This window comes from Pseudomonas sp. FP2254 (assembly GCF_030687695.1).
GTDB lineage: Bacteria > Pseudomonadota > Gammaproteobacteria > Pseudomonadales > Pseudomonadaceae > Aquipseudomonas > Aquipseudomonas quebecensis.
Map to the genome: position 1 here is coordinate 2,020,013 of NZ_CP117444.1, position 14,420 is coordinate 2,034,432.

A 14,420-nucleotide genomic window follows, 5' to 3' on the forward strand; every position below is an offset into this window, starting at 1 on the left:
GTTCAGTGACGGTGCTGGCGGGTCACGCCGGCATCGAATTGCGCGACCACCTGCTGCCAGCCGGCTGCGATCAGCGCCTGGTCAGTGAGGTCGGAAGGGGCGCCAAGGTCTTGGGTGCGGTTGAGCCAGATATCCGGCTCGCTGCCTTGCACGCGCATCAGCAATGAGCCGCTCACGCTTGGCACTTGGCTCAACCCCAGGTAAGCGGCTGGTGCCAGCAACTGCCAGCGGTGATCGCCGCGGCTGACCGAGCTGGCATCCTGAGCGAACGGCGCGAAGCCTTCCTCGGCCAGTTGCTCGGGCGTCGGCAGGGCGCTCTGCTCCTGTTGCAGCAGGTGGATTTCATCCAGGGTCACGCGCAGGTCGGCGTAGATGCCTTGCTCGGCGGCGCTCAGGTCGCGTCGCGCATCCAATTGATGGCTGGGCAGGACCGCAACCTGCTGGGGTTCGCCGTGCAGTGCCACCACTGTCCCGGCGACCGCCAGGATGATCAGGCACAACAGCAGCACATACAGAGTTTCGTGTCCGGCACCGGCGGGGCGTACAACCTGTGTCGTACTCATTGGGGCTGGATATCCGCTTGGTCGATTTCCACCACATGGCCGGGGCCGGCATCGAACAACACGTAGAACTCGGCCGAAGGCTTCTTGAAGGTCAGGGTCGAATCGGCGCCGAGCTTGCCGGGCATCAGGACAGTCTCGTCGTAGCCGATCACGTCCAGGGTCACGCCGGGAGCGCCGCTGCCATCGGAGAAGCCGCCTTTGCACTGAATTTGCTCGCCGGGTATTTCCTTGCATTCGCACATCGGGTTATGGGCCAGCGCGGTGGCACTGAAGCCCACGCATAGCAGCGCGGTAAAGGCGCGCAGGATCGAGGTCATGGTTTGACTCCTTGCTTGTTCAGCCAGGCAATGGTGGCGGGCGACGCCTGGCTGAGCGGGATGGAACCCTGGTGCATCGTGCCGTCCCAGCCTTCCATGGTGATCCACAGTTCGGCGTCGGGCGGCGTGCGCGCAGGCACCGGCAGGCCGGCACCCATGCGATAGGGGGTACCAAAGAAGATCACCCCGGCGGCGCGCAGGCTGCGGGGTTTGCCGATGCGCAGGTAAGTGGCCTTGACCTGGTCGGCACAGGCGGCGCACAGGGCGGCGTTGAAGAATTTCATCGGCCCGGCGGGATCGGGGCTCGGGCCCTCGTTGCGGAATTCGGCGAGGGTCAGGCTCCAGGGGCCGACCTGTACGTCGCCGGCCACCCGTTCGCCGATGCCGGTGTCTCCACGAAACAGTGCGGCGTCGGCGAAATACCTGGGCATGAAGCCCAGAGGCACCAGGACCAGCAGGAGGTTGAGGTGAAAACGCCATTTCAGCCAGAACGTCCGCAGCGGCGACGGTGCGGCAGCGACCTTGCTCATGGATTGGCCTCCTGGGTTTCAGTCTGCATAACGGGAATCGATGCAGCCTGACGCTGTACTTTGTGGCTGCGCTTGAGGGCATTGGCGGTGGCCAGGGCGGTGCGTTTGGTCCAGATCAGCAGGCCGCTCAGCACCATCATGCTCAGTACGAGGCCGAAAAACGCCCAGATCAACTTGATCCATAGGCCACCGAAGTCACCGGTGTGCAGCGGGCGCATGGATTCGGTGAAGAACTCCAGGGGCGTGCGGTCGGAGAGCAGGTGCGAGACCGCGATATCTCCGTCATAGGGGTTCAGTTGCGCGGTCTGGAACATCAGCGGGTACCAGCCCCGGCCACCGATCTGCAGGTGGCTGTAGGCGTTGAGCGGCAGGAACACGAAGCTGGCCTCCAGCCCCGGAATGCGCTGGGTGGCGATCTTGATGGCGTCGTCCAGGGGGATCATCGGTGCCGGAACGCCGGCGGCCGAGGTCGGCACTTTATCGCGGGCAATCACCGGCACGATGGGCTCGCTGGAGATGGAGATCTGGTTGTCCCCCAGGAATGCCTGAATCAGGAACCAGGTGCCGGTGATGGAGATGACCGCGATGAACCAGATCGACCAGATACCGCTCAGCCTGTGGAAGTCGCCCCAGAAGATTCGCGCCCCATGGCGAATACGCAGGGTAGGGCGCAGGAAGCCTTTCCAGAAGCGCTTGTACACCACCAGGCCGGTGACCAGCGATGCCAGCAGCGGCAAGCCGAGGAATGAAACCAGATACCAGCCCCAGCTGTAGCCATTGGTAAACGGCACCAGCCACCAACCGTGCAACGCACGGGTAAATTGCTGGAAATCGAATGCCGGGCTGATGCCCTGGATTGCGCCGGTATAAGGGTTGGCATAGGCCTCTACCGAGCGACCGTCGGGGTAGCTGAGGCCGACGCTCAAGGCGAAGTGCGATTCATCGGGGCGGATGATGGAGCGCACGATCACTTGGGGATCGTCGCGCTTGATGGCGGCAATTACCTGGTCGAAGCTCAGCGGTTCAGCGTCATCGGACGGTTTGCTCGCGCGGATCTCGGGGTTGGCCAGCCAGACGATTTCCTGGCTGACCACCGCCAGGGTGCCGGTGACGCAGACGATCAGTACGAAGAACCAGATGGGCAAGGCCAGCCAGCTGTGTACGAGAAACCAGAGTTTGGAGCGTGACTTCTTCGACATGTGAATGAGGGTCTTGATCGGAAGGGCGATGGGCGCCCGGAAAAGGCCGGTCGTAGCTTTTGCTGACGCGACAGGCTGTATCTAAATTAAGACGGATGAGAATGAGAAATCCCTAAGGCGCAAATGAAAGAAAATGTTTCAGGGCTGCGCTTTGCCTTGGATCAACCGTACGTTGGGGGTCGGCAGGCTGGCCTGAGCGATGGAGGCCTTACGGCCGCCAGGGGTTAATCCCTGAAAAAAAGATGGGTATTTTTTTGACATCGGCCAAACCATCGTCTTAAGTGTAGGCGGACTTGGAAGTCAAACGCTTATTAAAAGGATGTAATGAGATGGTTAAGTCCCCAACCTATCTGCTGGAAAGCAGCCCGCGCGCATCACTTCTTTGTTATTGATAAACACGTTAATAAGTTGATCTCATGTCGCCGTTGCCTGGCGCCGGTATTGTCATGAGTCAACGAATTACTATTCAAGAACGGCGCGCACTCAAGTTAAAACAGAGAGACAGCACGGATGTCTATTTTCGATCGCTCAATCAATAGTTCGGTGCAGTGGCAAGACTGGCGCTGGCAGCAAAAGAACGCCATTCGCGATGAATATTCGCTTCGTGTTGCGTGCGGTGGCTGGAGTGAAGAAACCTCTGCGCACATCGAGCATAACTTGCAAGATCGCAAGATGCAGATCACGCCTTATTACGTTGATCTGATCAATCGTTCACTGACCGGCGGCGAGGTCATGGACCATCCCTTGTGGCGGCAAGTCGTGCCGTATTGGAGTGAGCAGGTCAGCGGCGATTATGACGGTACTTCCGAGAACTGGGAGTTGAGTCACGAGATGAAGACGCCTATTTGCCAGCACAAGTACGATAATCGCGTCATCCTGCGCATGACGAACACCTGCAATGCCTATTGCCAGTTTTGCTTCGAAGCGCTGCGCACGCTGCAGGTGGATACCGCCAAAGCCAACGCCAGCACGGACTCCTTCAAGGAATCCCTGGCCTATATCCGCGCGAACCCGGCGATTGAAGAAGTGATCCTCAGCGGTGGCGACCCCCTGATGCTGGCTGATCGAAAGCTTGAAGAGAATTTGGCGGCGCTGCGTGGCATCAGCGACGAACTGCTGATACGCATACACTCGCGCGCCTTGAGTTTTAATCCGTTCCGGGTCACTGATGCCTTGGTGGCGATGCTGGAAAAGTACAACGTCAATGCATTCGGCGTGCATGTTTGCCATCCCTTGGAACTCAGTACTGAATTTGCCGCCGCGGTCAAGCGTATTCAAAGTGCAGTGCCGATTGTCTTTTCCAATATGCCGCTATTACGCGGTGTAAATGATGACGAGGCGACGCTGCATAAACTGTTTATCGATCTTTATCGCCTGGGTGTGAAACCTTATTACCTATATCATTTCATGCCGTTTTCGCCGGGGGCTTCGCAATATAAAGCTTCAATCCCTCACGCTATCGATATTATGAATCGACTCAAGCGCCGCGTATCCAATATTGCCCTGCCCGAATATGTGCTGCCGCACGCTCAAGGCAAGTTCACGGTGCCTTTGTTGGACCTGGAAAAACCTGAAGACCTGCCATACTTCGACGTGGTTGGCGGGCAGCGTTATTACTGTTTTCGCAACTGGGAGGGCCATTGGTGCCGTTGGCAGGATGCCTGATTAACTTACGGAACAAGGTCGCACCCATCATGAACCAAGACGCTATTTTATTTATTGATGTCGATGACAGCGCTTCTGTTCGCTATCACTACCGTGAGCCGCACTTCGCCGTTGCTCGCGCCCGAGGGCTGCGGTGTCTGACCGCCGGCGTGGCGGGGCGCAGACACCTGCAGCGGCTGCTGGATGACAGCGACGAAGTGTTCCTGCTGGACGCACTGAGCGAGCTGAGCATTCTGGAACTGGTCGGCGAACTGGATGGGCGTTATCGCATTCTGGCGATTTTCTGCCAGGCCGGTCATCCGTCCGCCCAAGGCGAAGTAGGTCGTATCGTCGCGCAGGCGTGTCGGCGGCTCGGGCTGGTGCATAGCCAGCCGGATGCCATCAGCGCGTGTAATAACAAGTTCCTGATGCGCCGAATGCTGAAAAAGCAAGGGCTTCGCTCCGTGCCGTTCGCCCTGTGCCAGGACGAGCGAGAACTTCGCGAAGGTGCCGAGCGGGTCGGGTATCCGCTCATTGCCAAACCGCCCTTCGGCGGTGCGTCGGCGTTTATCAGGAAATGTTCGAATTGGACTGAGCTGCAGGACCATTACCGGCATTTCGTCGAGCAACACGGCGCGGCTGCCTACGCGGATTTCTATGGTTGTGCCCACGCGTTGCCGGAAGAGGACGGTCAGAGGCATGAGTATCATCCGGGTCGCAGTGTTCTTTTAGAAGGCTATATACCCGGCATCGAAGGCAGTGTGGAATGTGTGATGCTCGGCGAGCGCGCCCACGCGGTGCTGATCAACGAGAAACTGCTGCTCACCGAGCGCAGTGGCACTGTGCTTGAGAACCTGTTGATTTCGCCGCCGACGTCGTTCACCCAAGCCCAATGCGAGCAGATCCGTGCTTATGCGGTGGATTGCCTGAAGGTGGTCGGCCTGACCAACGCCGTGGTGCATTTCGAATTCCGAATGACCGCCGAGGGCCCGGTGGTGATAGAGATCAACCCCCGCGTGGGAGGCCTGTATGTGAGCGCGGCGTTCCGTGACCTGGCTGCGATCAACCCCTTTGAACTGTATCTTTCGTTGCTGCTGGGCGACCAAACGCTTGACGCAAAACTGGAGGCAGGCGCGCGCGAGGTCCTCGAGGCCCGGCAACACTACGCAATGCTGGCGATTTATCCGCAGCACAGCGGCCAATTCAGGGGCATCGAAGGTTCGGCGTATCTGGATCGACACCCCTCGGTGCTGGAGTACGCGCAGCAGGACCCCGGCAATACCATTGACGCGGATATCGAAGAGCACTATCTGCTCAAGTGCTGGGCCCAGGTCGACGATGCCGCCCATGCCTATGCCCTGCACGAAGCCCTCGTGCACAACCTGCGCGTGATCATTGATCGCCCTGCTGAAGGATAGAAGCGTGAATACCCAGCAGATTTCAGCGCGCTTGCTTGAGCAGCGGTATTGTCATTACCGCGACTTTGCCGCGTTGGTTGCGGCTGGGCCAGGCGAAGTGCAGAGCTTTTGTGCTTACTGGGCAAACCTGGTCCGGGACGAGGCGTTCAAGGAATACACGCATCGCGAACGTCGCATCCTGCGCTATCGTTTATCGCCTGGGCGTCAATTGCAGATCGACCGGAACGCCGCGTACACGTCCACCGTCACTTACGCCGTCAACTACCGCCAGGGCGTGAACCATTTGAGCTATTGCGAGGATGGCTTTATCGAGCATCCGCTGATGCGTAAAGTGTTGGCCACCGACCTTGCGATCATTGGCCCGTGCCTGGATGAGCAGGCGTACACCATCGATATCCACCAGTTCCGGATCAGGGCGGAGGCGTACTCAAGCAGCCCCACGACGTCAGGCATTCATCAGGACGGCCTGGACTGGGTGTTCATGCACTTCATCGGCGAATGCAACACGGTGCCTGTGGTCTCGGAGATTTTTACCCATGAGACAGAACAGAGCCGGGTGTTCAGCCTGCCAATGGCGCATTTCCTGGAAACTATCGTGATCAATGACCGTGGTCTCTACCACCGCGCTGCTGAGGTTCGACCGCAGACGCAATCCGCGCCAGCCTGGCGCGATGTGTTATTGGTCAGCCTGCGTCGCCAGAGCGTTGATGATGAGGCCGCGTCTTCATGAGCCAGGATGTTCAGCAGGGCCTGTCGACCCGAAACGCGCGGCTGATTGTCTTTGCCCGCGGCGTTTCGGACTTCGGTGCGTTTCTCAACATGGTGGCGTTATCCACCTATGTTTATTGGCTTAGCCAAAGCGTGGTGTTTGTCAGTGTTTTTCTGGCGTGCCGGGTGACCGGCGGGATTGTCGCCAGTCTGTTCGGTATCCCGTTTTTTCGGCGCTTTGCCGGGCGCGGCACGCTGGCCGGGCTGGACCTGGCGCGGGCACTGCTGTTGGTGCCGCTGCTGGTGCTGATACCCGCGCATCAGTTGAGCGTCCTGCCCTTCATCGCGTTTGGCATCGGCTTGTGCAATTCGCTGTTTGCCATCGGCCTCAACAGTCAACTGCCCACGTGGGTGGCGCTTGAGCAGCGGGTGGACACCAACGCGTGGATCACGTCTGCGGCCGCCACGGGGGCGGTCTTCGGCAGTTTGCTTTCAGGGTTGCTGATCGCCACCGGCGGTTTCGAAGCGGTGTTCGCGGTCAACATCGGCACCTACGGGGTGGCCGCGTGCCTGATCCTGCCATTACGCGCCTTGTATTCGGTTGCCATGGCCGAGCATCGCAGCTTCGCTGCCGAGTGGCACGCATTGACCAAAGGGCTGCGAGGCGCGCCTGTGCTGGCGGCCATGTTGCTGATCAGCATGCTCGACACCCTGGGCAGCGCCGCGCATAACGTGGGCTGGCCGGTACTGTCTCAATACATTTCGCCGGATACTGCGAAAACCGTCATGGGTTATCTGCTGGCGGTCTGGGCCTGCGGTAAGTTCGTCGGCGCACGGCTGGCCAGCGCGGTGTTGAAAGGTCGCGGTCTGCACGCCATGGAGCGCCTGTTCATGCTGGGTGTGGCGCTGATGTCCAGCGGCTTTATCCTGACGTTTCAGCAGACCCAGTTGTGGCTGGCGCTGCTGCTGGTGGTGTGGGCCGGGCTCGGGGACGGGATATCGGAGGTGGCCCTGGTGTCCCGTGCACAAAGTGAACCCGATCGGCTGCGCCTGCCGCTCTTCAGTTTATTGACGCTGATTCAAATGGCCGGTTTCGGCGTGGGGATGCTGGTGGTGGGGCCGTTCTACCTGACGTGGACACCCGCCCAAGTGATTATTCTGTTCCATGGGCTGCCGCTGAGCGCGCTGCTGATCATGACTGTGTGGATAGGCGCCCGCGCAGCACGGCAGGTCGAGTCGACCCCCCGATGAACTGCGCGGGTATAAAACCGATAGCCGACCTTCATCCCTGCCTGAACAGCTCTTCGGCGCGCTGGTGGATTTGTTCAGGAGTCAGGTCTTCCTTGCGGGTCGCCAGGAACCAGAGGTGGCCATACGGATCTTTCACGGTTGCGCTGCGATCGCCATAGAACTGGTCCTGCGGCTCGGACACGACCTTCGCGCCGGCGGTAACGGCTTGCTTGAATTGCTCGTCCACGTTTTGGACATAGAGATGCAGGCCGACACTGGCGTGTTCGCCTGGATTGCGCAGGGCCGCTTCATCGCAGGGCGAGCCCAGCATGATCGCTGAACCACCCATGCGCAGTTCCGCATGGCCGACCCGGCCGTCGGGCATATCCAGGCGCATGATCTGTGTGGCGTTGAACGCTTTCTTGTAGAACTCGATGGCTTCGGCGGCCTTGTCGATGCCCAGATAGGGCGTGATGCTCTGGTAGCCCTCGGGTATTGGGTTGACGCTCATAGCGTTCTCCTTGATTGGCGAGTGGATAAAACCGGAATGACCGGTTTTTTCACTATAGGCGACGTCAATCAAGGCTATGGCGCTTCCGACGAGGGGGATTGGGTGTCGAGCCAGTCACTGCGCGTGGCGCTGTCGACTAAATGGATAGATGCAGCATTCGCTCGCCTTGAAGGGTTTCCCCAGGCCGGCGTTTGTTAACCGCCAGTTCGCCGATCTTGATCAGGCGGGTGCGTGTCACATTACGGCTCAGCCCCAACAGATTGGCGGTGTGCACCTGGTTGTAATGACTGAACCGGTACGCGGCGCGCAGCAGGGTGTCTTCGACTTTTTCATGCAGGGCGCCGGCCTGTTCTTCGAACAGCTTCTGGAAGGCTCGCTCCAGCAGGGCTTCGGCACTGTTATCGGCAACGTGCCCCGGGTCGTCCTGGCGCTCGATACGCAGGTTTGAGAGGCGCAGGTCATCGCGCTCGATCACGCCGTCGCGGCAGATCAGCAGGGTGTGGTGGATCACGTTTTCCAGCTCGCGAATATTGCCCGGCCAGCTGTAGCTTTTGAGCTTGAGTTCCGCTTCACGGCTGATGGCGATCGGGCCGTAGCCCAGGCGTTGGCTGTAGGCTTCGATAAAGTGGCGAACCAGCGGGAGGATATCGCCTGGGCGTTCGCGCAGCGGGCTGAGTTCGAGGCTGACCACGTCGAGGCGATAGTAGAGATCTTCGCGAAAATGCCCGGCGTTGATGGCCTTTTCCAATTGCACATTGGTCGCCGCCAGCACGCGCACATCAATCGCAATACTTTTGCGAGAGCCCAGGCGCACCACTTCACGCTCCTGCAGCACCCTTAGCAATTTGACCTGGATCGCCATGGGCAGATCACCGATTTCGTCCAGGAACAGGGTGCCGCCGTCGGCTTCTTCAAACCAGCCTGCCTTGGCGCTGAGTGCGCCGGTGAATGCGCCTTTCTCATGGCCGAACAATTCCGCTTCCACCAGGGATTCGGAGAAGGCCCCGCAGTTCACCGCCACGAACGGACGATTACGCCGCGCGCTGAGGTTATGAATGTGGCGGGCCACCAGCTCTTTGCCGGTGCCGGTCTCGCCGATGATCAACACACTGGCTTCGCTGGGCGCCACTTGCTGGATATGGTCGAGCAGGGCCTGGGACTTGGGGTCTTCAAAGACCTGCGCGGTGGCCCGGATGGAGGTCGCCAGGGCCGGTGAGGGCGGTAGTGTCAGAAGCTGCATGAGGCACCTCTCAGGAGTAGAACGTTGGAGTCGGCAGGGACTGGTTCAACGCCCAGTCCCCCAGTTCGTGGAGCTTGTAGTCCACCGGGTCGTGCAGGGTTTGCGTGCGCAGGTTGCGCCAGTGTCGGTCCAGGCGCAGCGATGCGTGGGTGGACCGCGCGCCGGTGACTTCGAACAGACGACTGCACAAATCCAGGCCTTGGCGAGTGGCGGCGACTTTGGCGGTGGCAATGGCAATCGCTAATTGACCCCGTTGCTTTTCACCCAAGGCCGGTCCTTTGGCCCAGGCCTCATCCAGTAAATCGGCGGCGCGTTCGACCAGCAGGCGTACGCTTTCGAGCGCCACCCAGAACTCGCCGTAGTGATGCAGCACGTAAGGGTCCTGGTCTACGCCTTGGGCGCCGGACTTGTGCCACGGGCGGCTCTCGGTGAGGGTGTAGTGGCGTGCCTCTGCAAAGGCGCCTTCTGCAATGCCGAGAAACATATGGGTAAAGGTCAACTGCGCAATCAGCGGCCGCAGGCAGGCAAAAGGGGTACTCAGTGGGCCCGGGTCGAGCAGCAATTCCGATTCCTCCACACGTACCCGTTCGAAGCTCGCGCTGCCGCTGTCGGTCTGGCGCTGGCCGATGTTGTTCCAATCATTGTGCAAAGTAATGCCGCTGCGGCCGCTGGGGATGGCGGCAATCAGCAATTTGCCGCCAGCGTTCTCGTCCACTGCGGAGGCGATCAGCATTTGGGAATCGCTGGCTCCGGAGCAGAAACTTTTCTTACCGGAAAACTCTCGCCAGCCGCCGAAATCCTTTACCACGGTGCGGGTGTCCAGCGGGTTGAGGGCGTTGCCCCAGAACCAGTTCTTGCGTGCGGTCTGTTCGAACCACGGCTGCCATTGGTCCGGCCGTGAAAACAGGCGCACGGTGGCGAGCATCAGGTGGTGGAAGCCGAAGACGTGGGCGATGGAACTGTCGACCTTGGCGAATTCGCGCACGACCGCCATTGTGGTGCTCCACGTTGCTCCCAGCCCACCGTATTGCGCAGGGATGCTGAGTGCCAGCAGGCCGCTCTGGCGCAGGGCATCACGTTCGGTTTTGGGCGTGCCACCGTGTTCGTCGCGCTTAACCGCAGTGAGAGCGAATTCGGCGGCCAGCAGTTTGGCGGTCTGCAACGGTGATGGCGGGACGCTGTGAGGTTTAGCTGTCACGGGTATTCCTCTTTATCGAGGTGGGAATGGCCGGCGCCGCTCCCACCGCTGCGTCGATCAGTGCTTCGCGGGCAATACATCGTTGGCAATCATTTCGCCGAACGGGCCGGTGAGGTTGGTGATGCCACGCCCCGCCAGGCTGGCGTAGGGCTCGGGCAGCAATGGAAATACCTGTTCGGCAAAGCGATACGCCTCTTCCAAATGGGGGTAGCCGGAAAAGATGAAACTCTCGATGCCCAGGTCCGCGTACTCCTTGATGCGCTCGGCCACTTGCTGTGGGTTGCCCACCAGGGCAGTTCCGGCGCCGCCGCGCACCAGGCCGACGCCGGCCCACAGGTTGGGAGCGATTTCCAGGTTGTCGCGGCGGCCGGCATGCAGGGCGGCCATGCGTCGCTGGCCTTCGGAGTCAAAGCGCGAAAAGGATTTTTGCGCGGCGGCGATGGTCTCGTCGCTGATGTGCTCGATCAATTTGTCGGCGGCTTTCCAGGCGTCTTCTTCGGTCTCGCGCACGATTACATGCAGGCGGATGCCGAACTTCACGGTGCGCCCGTGGCGAGCAGCGCGTTCACGCACATCGGCGAGTTTTTCCGCGACGGCGGCAGGTGGTTCGCCCCAGGTCAGGTACACGTCGACCTGCTCGGCGGCCAAGTCATGGGCCGCGTCCGAGGAGCCGCCGAAGTACAGCGGCGGATAGGGCTTCTGCACCGGTGGGTAAAGGGCCTTGGCGTTCTGTACGTGCAGGTGCTTGCCTTTGAAGTCCACGGATTCGCCCTGAAGGACGCGACGCCAGATTCTGAGGAATTCGTCAGAGACTTCGTAGCGTTCGGCATGGTCGAGAAAGCTGCCGTCGCCGCGGTTTTCATCCGGATCGCCACCGGTGACCACGTTGATCAGCAAGCGCCCGTTGGACAGGCGATCCAAGGTCGCCGCCATCCGTGCAGATACCGTGGGCGAGATGATGCCTGGGCGAATCGCTACCAGGTAGCGCAGGCGCTCGGTCAATGGCACCAGCGCCGAGGCGATTACCCAGGAATCTTCGCACGAGCGACCGGTGGGAATCAGCACGCCGTGGTAACCCAGGCTGTCAGCGGCCTGGGCGACCTGCTTGAGGTAATTGAGGGTCACCGGCCGTGCACCTTGAGTGGTGCCCAGGTAATGACCGTCGCCGTGGGTGGGCAAGAACCAGAAAACATCCATGACTCATTATCCTCAGGCAATTTTCAACAGTGAGGGCGCATGCACGGCCAGCAGCGGCGCAGCGCGCTCGGCAGCCAGTTGGATACGGCCTTTCAGTAGCTCGCTGGTGATCTGGTAGTCAGTAAAGTCGGCTTCAGTGGCGTACACACCGATGGGCAGGGTCAGTGCCTGGAAGAAGCTGAACAGCGGACGCAGCTGATGATCCAGCACAAGCGCGTGCCGTTCGCTGCCGCCGGTGGCCGCCAGCAGAACCGGCGTGTTGACCAGCGCGTTGAGACCTATCAGGTCGAACAGGTGCTTGAGCAGGCCTGGGTAAGAGCCGCGATACACCGGCGCGGCAACGATCAGCAGATCGGCCTGTTCGATACTCAGCAGTTGAGCTTCGATCTCGGCGGGTAACTCGTCGCGCGACAGGGCCGCGCCTAATGGCCGGGCGATGTCGCCCAGTTCGATCAGCGTGGACTGGATTGGCAATCGCGTGGCCAGTTCATTCAGCAGCGCTTGGGCCAGTACACGTGTTCGAGACGGGCGCCAGGCTCCCCCGGAGAGGGCGACAACGTTTAGAGGGCGGGTCATGCACAGTTCCTTTTTCAACAGGGTTCGTAACAGGGTGTGCACCGGGTTGAGCAAGAGCTGTACCAATAGCCGCAGGCCTCGGCTGGCGGGGCTTGCGGGCTTAGCGTTGCGAAGCGGCTGTTGCCTGCCTGCTGTTTTGTTGAAGAGCTGTTGCCTGGACAACAGTTGTGCAGCAAACAGTTTCGGCGTGTTGAGCGCATTTATAGAAGGTCATTGTTATTCCGTCAATGACTGTATTTTTATATTTATAGATCAATAAGGAATATTCGTGATGGCTATCGAAGGTGCCGGAAAGGTTGATAGCAACTATCACGGACGATGATTTTTCACTCTGCAGGGGCGGGAGTAGCCTGTGTTCATTGACTTGAACCTCTCTCTCAGGACCGCCGCCATGCACCGTTTTCTTGCTGTTTCCTTATTACTTGTCGTCTCTGTACTCGCCGGTTGTGCGAACCATCCTGCCCCTGAGTTGCGTCCTTACTCAGCGGAAGAAACCAAGCAACTGGCGCTGGAATCGTTGAGTCGTCGTGGACTGTCTTTTGACGAGTATCAACGCCAGCGCGCAGCGTTGACCGGCCAGCCGGCCAAACCCTTCGGCTTTGATAGGCAGGGCGAAATGAATGCCGAGCGCAGCATCACGTTGCACGGGCGCCCCAGTTGACCCCCGTTCGGCGGCAAAAAAGCCCGAGGTTTCCTTCAAGAATCCTCGGGCTTTTTGTTTTCCTTGGGGCCGCTTCAGCCTGTTAAGCTGAATTTCAGGAGCGTTCCTACGCACAATTAAATAAAGTGGTCCTTCTTTAATGGCATCCGATCGGGTAAACCTGATGACCTCTTGTTCCGGTCAATGCCCCTGAGACACTGCTCTCGGGAACCTGCTCTGCGAGTGTTTGAACGTCATGACTAAACGTCCGTTGTATTTCGACTACGCCGCCACCACACCGGTGGATGAGCGGGTCATCCAGGTGATGGTCGAATGCCTGGGCTTCAATGCCAATTTCGGTAACCCGGCGTCCAGCTCCCATGCCTTCGGCCAGGCGGCCAGGCACACGGTCGAGCAGGCGCGACGTCAGGTCGCCGAGTTGGTGGGAGCGCAGCCTGAGCAGATCGTCTGGACTTCCGGGGCGACTGAATCCAACAACCTCGCGATCAAGGGCGTGGCCCAGGCGCGTGGCATCGCGGGTGGGCACATCATCACCAGCCAGATCGAACACAAGGCCACCCTGGATACCGCGCGGCAGCTGCAGGAGGCCGGCGTGGCCGTGACCTACCTGGTGCCGGACGCCGATGGTTTGATCAGCGTCGAGGCGGTCAGCGAGGCATTGCGCGATGACACGTTCCTGGTGTCGCTGATGCTGGTGAATAACGAACTGGGCACCCTTAACGACATCCCCGCCATCGGCGCGCGCGTGCGTGAACAAGGGGCCTTGCTGCATGTGGATGCGGCGCAGGGGGCGGGTAAGGTCGCGATTGACCTGGCGCAGTGGCCGGTGGACCTGATGTCGTTTTCCGCGCACAAGCTGTATGGCCCCAAGGGCATCGGCGCGCTGTACGTAGGGGCGCGTGCGCAGCAGAAGGTATCGGCACAGATTCACGGCGGTGGGCATGAGGGCGGCTTGCGCTCCGGCACTCTGGCGACCCATCAGATTGCCGGCATGGGAGCGGCGTTTGCCTTGGCGTCCGAGTCATTTGTCGAGGAGAACGCCAAGGTGATGACGTTGCGTCAGCGTTTGCTCCAGCAGTTGGACGGCGTAGCCGGCGTGCGCCTCAACGGCAGCCCCACCGAACGTATCCCCCACACCCTGAGCCTTACGTTTGGCGAAGGTGAATTCAACTCGGCTGCGTTGAGTGCGGGCATCGCGTTCTCTGCGACGTCGGCCTGCAACTCGGCCAACAATGCGCCGTCCCATGTACTTCTGGCATTGGGCCATGACGCCCGTAGCGCCGGTCGTACCATTCGCTTGAGCCTGGGGCGGTTTACCACCGAGCAGGACATCGACCAGGCGGTTCAGTTGATCAAGGCGGCACTCGCCACTGCACCGGCGTTCTGGGCGGTCTGAGTTTTCAGTCGCAACACATAACAATTATTCGT

The 14,420-nt window shown here is 60.1% G+C and carries 15 protein-coding genes; 6 read left to right on the forward strand and 9 right to left on the reverse strand.

Translation table 11 applies throughout. The features are described from left to right. Positions 1-2: 2 nt before the first annotated feature. The 4 genes from PSH94_RS09430 to PSH94_RS09445 are packed head-to-tail and all read right to left on the reverse strand — an operon-like array spanning position 3 to position 2,609. Positions 3-563, reverse strand: a complete 561-nt coding sequence (locus PSH94_RS09430; protein ID WP_253511772.1) for a DUF6162 family protein — start codon at positions 561-563, stop codon at positions 3-5. After that, a complete protein-coding gene (locus tag PSH94_RS09435; protein ID WP_181079898.1) occupies positions 560-880 on the reverse strand; it encodes a hypothetical protein in 321 nt (106 codons plus the stop codon). Before PSH94_RS09435 ends, PSH94_RS09430 begins: the two co-directional genes overlap by 4 nt. Further along, the gene (locus PSH94_RS09440) at positions 877-1,410 is read right to left on the reverse strand and encodes a thiamine pyrophosphate-binding protein (RefSeq protein ID WP_181079897.1); all 534 of its coding nucleotides are present in this window, start codon (positions 1,408-1,410) and stop codon (positions 877-879) included. Before PSH94_RS09440 ends, PSH94_RS09435 begins: the two co-directional genes overlap by 4 nt. Next, on the reverse strand, positions 1,407-2,609 hold the full coding sequence (locus tag PSH94_RS09445; protein ID WP_305437225.1) for a PepSY domain-containing protein: 1,203 nt from the start codon (positions 2,607-2,609) through the stop codon (positions 1,407-1,409). Before PSH94_RS09445 ends, PSH94_RS09440 begins: the two co-directional genes overlap by 4 nt. A 510-nt stretch (positions 2,610-3,119) precedes the next feature. On the opposite strand from PSH94_RS09445, the gene PSH94_RS09450 reads away from it, so the two are divergent. Genes PSH94_RS09450 through PSH94_RS09465 form a run of 4 tightly spaced genes read left to right on the forward strand, consistent with a single transcriptional unit; the run spans position 3,120 to position 7,630 of the window. Beyond that, a complete protein-coding gene (locus PSH94_RS09450; RefSeq protein ID WP_253511778.1) occupies positions 3,120-4,274 on the forward strand; it encodes a KamA family radical SAM protein in 1,155 nt (384 codons plus the stop codon). Positions 4,275-4,303: 29 nt separating this feature from the next. Continuing rightward, on the forward strand, positions 4,304-5,671 hold the full coding sequence (locus PSH94_RS09455; RefSeq protein ID WP_305437226.1) for an acetyl-CoA carboxylase biotin carboxylase subunit family protein: 1,368 nt from the start codon (positions 4,304-4,306) through the stop codon (positions 5,669-5,671). 4 nt (positions 5,672-5,675) lie between these two features. Continuing rightward, positions 5,676-6,401, forward strand: coding sequence for a 2OG-Fe dioxygenase family protein (locus PSH94_RS09460; RefSeq protein WP_253511781.1), 726 nt, complete (start codon positions 5,676-5,678; stop codon positions 6,399-6,401). Then, the gene (locus PSH94_RS09465) at positions 6,398-7,630 is read left to right on the forward strand and encodes an MFS transporter (protein ID WP_305437227.1); all 1,233 of its coding nucleotides are present in this window, start codon (positions 6,398-6,400) and stop codon (positions 7,628-7,630) included. The genes PSH94_RS09460 and PSH94_RS09465 overlap by 4 nt, the downstream gene beginning before the upstream one ends. A gap of 31 nt (positions 7,631-7,661) precedes the next feature. Here the strand turns inward: PSH94_RS09465 and PSH94_RS09470 are convergent, their stop codons facing one another. From PSH94_RS09470 to msuE, 5 genes are all read right to left on the reverse strand, one after another. Continuing rightward, entirely contained in the window at positions 7,662-8,120 is a 459-nt protein-coding gene (locus PSH94_RS09470) for a VOC family protein (protein ID WP_305437228.1), read from the reverse strand. 136 nt (positions 8,121-8,256) lie between these two features. Then, entirely contained in the window at positions 8,257-9,360 is a 1,104-nt protein-coding gene (locus PSH94_RS09475; protein WP_181079890.1) for a sigma-54-dependent Fis family transcriptional regulator, read from the reverse strand. Between the two features lie 10 nt (positions 9,361-9,370). Beyond that, complete coding sequence (locus tag PSH94_RS09480) at positions 9,371-10,558, reverse strand: acyl-CoA dehydrogenase family protein (RefSeq protein ID WP_181079889.1); 1,188 nt, start codon at positions 10,556-10,558, stop codon at positions 9,371-9,373. 57 nt (positions 10,559-10,615) lie between these two features. After that, complete coding sequence (gene ssuD / locus PSH94_RS09485) at positions 10,616-11,755, reverse strand: FMNH2-dependent alkanesulfonate monooxygenase (RefSeq protein WP_181079888.1); 1,140 nt, start codon at positions 11,753-11,755, stop codon at positions 10,616-10,618. A 12-nt stretch (positions 11,756-11,767) separates the two neighbouring features. Further along, a complete protein-coding gene (msuE, locus tag PSH94_RS09490; protein ID WP_181079887.1) occupies positions 11,768-12,331 on the reverse strand; it encodes an FMN reductase in 564 nt (187 codons plus the stop codon). 391 nt (positions 12,332-12,722) lie between these two features. On the opposite strand from msuE, the gene PSH94_RS09495 reads away from it, so the two are divergent. Further along, complete coding sequence (locus PSH94_RS09495; RefSeq protein WP_253511798.1) at positions 12,723-12,992, forward strand: hypothetical protein; 270 nt, start codon at positions 12,723-12,725, stop codon at positions 12,990-12,992. Positions 12,993-13,227: 235 nt separating this feature from the next. Beyond that, positions 13,228-14,388, forward strand: a complete 1,161-nt coding sequence (locus PSH94_RS09500) for a cysteine desulfurase family protein (protein WP_253511801.1) — start codon at positions 13,228-13,230, stop codon at positions 14,386-14,388. Positions 14,389-14,420: the final 32 nt, after the last annotated feature.

Excerpts from the sequence above, each read along its gene's own strand:
- PSH94_RS09430 (WP_253511772.1), bottom strand. The coding sequence starts at position 563 with ATGAGTACGACACAGGTTGTACGCCCCGCCGGTGCCGGACACGAAACT.
- PSH94_RS09435 (WP_181079898.1), bottom strand. The coding sequence starts at position 880 with ATGACCTCGATCCTGCGCGCCTTTACCGCGCTGCTATGCGTGGGCTTC.
- PSH94_RS09440 (WP_181079897.1), bottom strand. The coding sequence starts at position 1,410 with ATGAGCAAGGTCGCTGCCGCACCGTCGCCGCTGCGGACGTTCTGGCTG.
- PSH94_RS09445 (WP_305437225.1), bottom strand. The coding sequence starts at position 2,609 with ATGTCGAAGAAGTCACGCTCCAAACTCTGGTTTCTCGTACACAGCTGG.
- PSH94_RS09450 (WP_253511778.1), top strand. The coding sequence starts at position 3,120 with ATGTCTATTTTCGATCGCTCAATCAATAGTTCGGTGCAGTGGCAAGAC.
- PSH94_RS09455 (WP_305437226.1), top strand. The coding sequence starts at position 4,304 with ATGAACCAAGACGCTATTTTATTTATTGATGTCGATGACAGCGCTTCT.
- PSH94_RS09465 (WP_305437227.1), top strand. The coding sequence starts at position 6,398 with ATGAGCCAGGATGTTCAGCAGGGCCTGTCGACCCGAAACGCGCGGCTG.
- PSH94_RS09470 (WP_305437228.1), bottom strand. The coding sequence starts at position 8,120 with ATGAGCGTCAACCCAATACCCGAGGGCTACCAGAGCATCACGCCCTAT.
- PSH94_RS09475 (WP_181079890.1), bottom strand. The coding sequence starts at position 9,360 with ATGCAGCTTCTGACACTACCGCCCTCACCGGCCCTGGCGACCTCCATC.
- ssuD (WP_181079888.1), bottom strand. The coding sequence starts at position 11,755 with ATGGATGTTTTCTGGTTCTTGCCCACCCACGGCGACGGTCATTACCTG.
- msuE (WP_181079887.1), bottom strand. The coding sequence starts at position 12,331 with ATGACCCGCCCTCTAAACGTTGTCGCCCTCTCCGGGGGAGCCTGGCGC.
- PSH94_RS09495 (WP_253511798.1), top strand. The coding sequence starts at position 12,723 with ATGCACCGTTTTCTTGCTGTTTCCTTATTACTTGTCGTCTCTGTACTC.
- PSH94_RS09500 (WP_253511801.1), top strand. The coding sequence starts at position 13,228 with ATGACTAAACGTCCGTTGTATTTCGACTACGCCGCCACCACACCGGTG.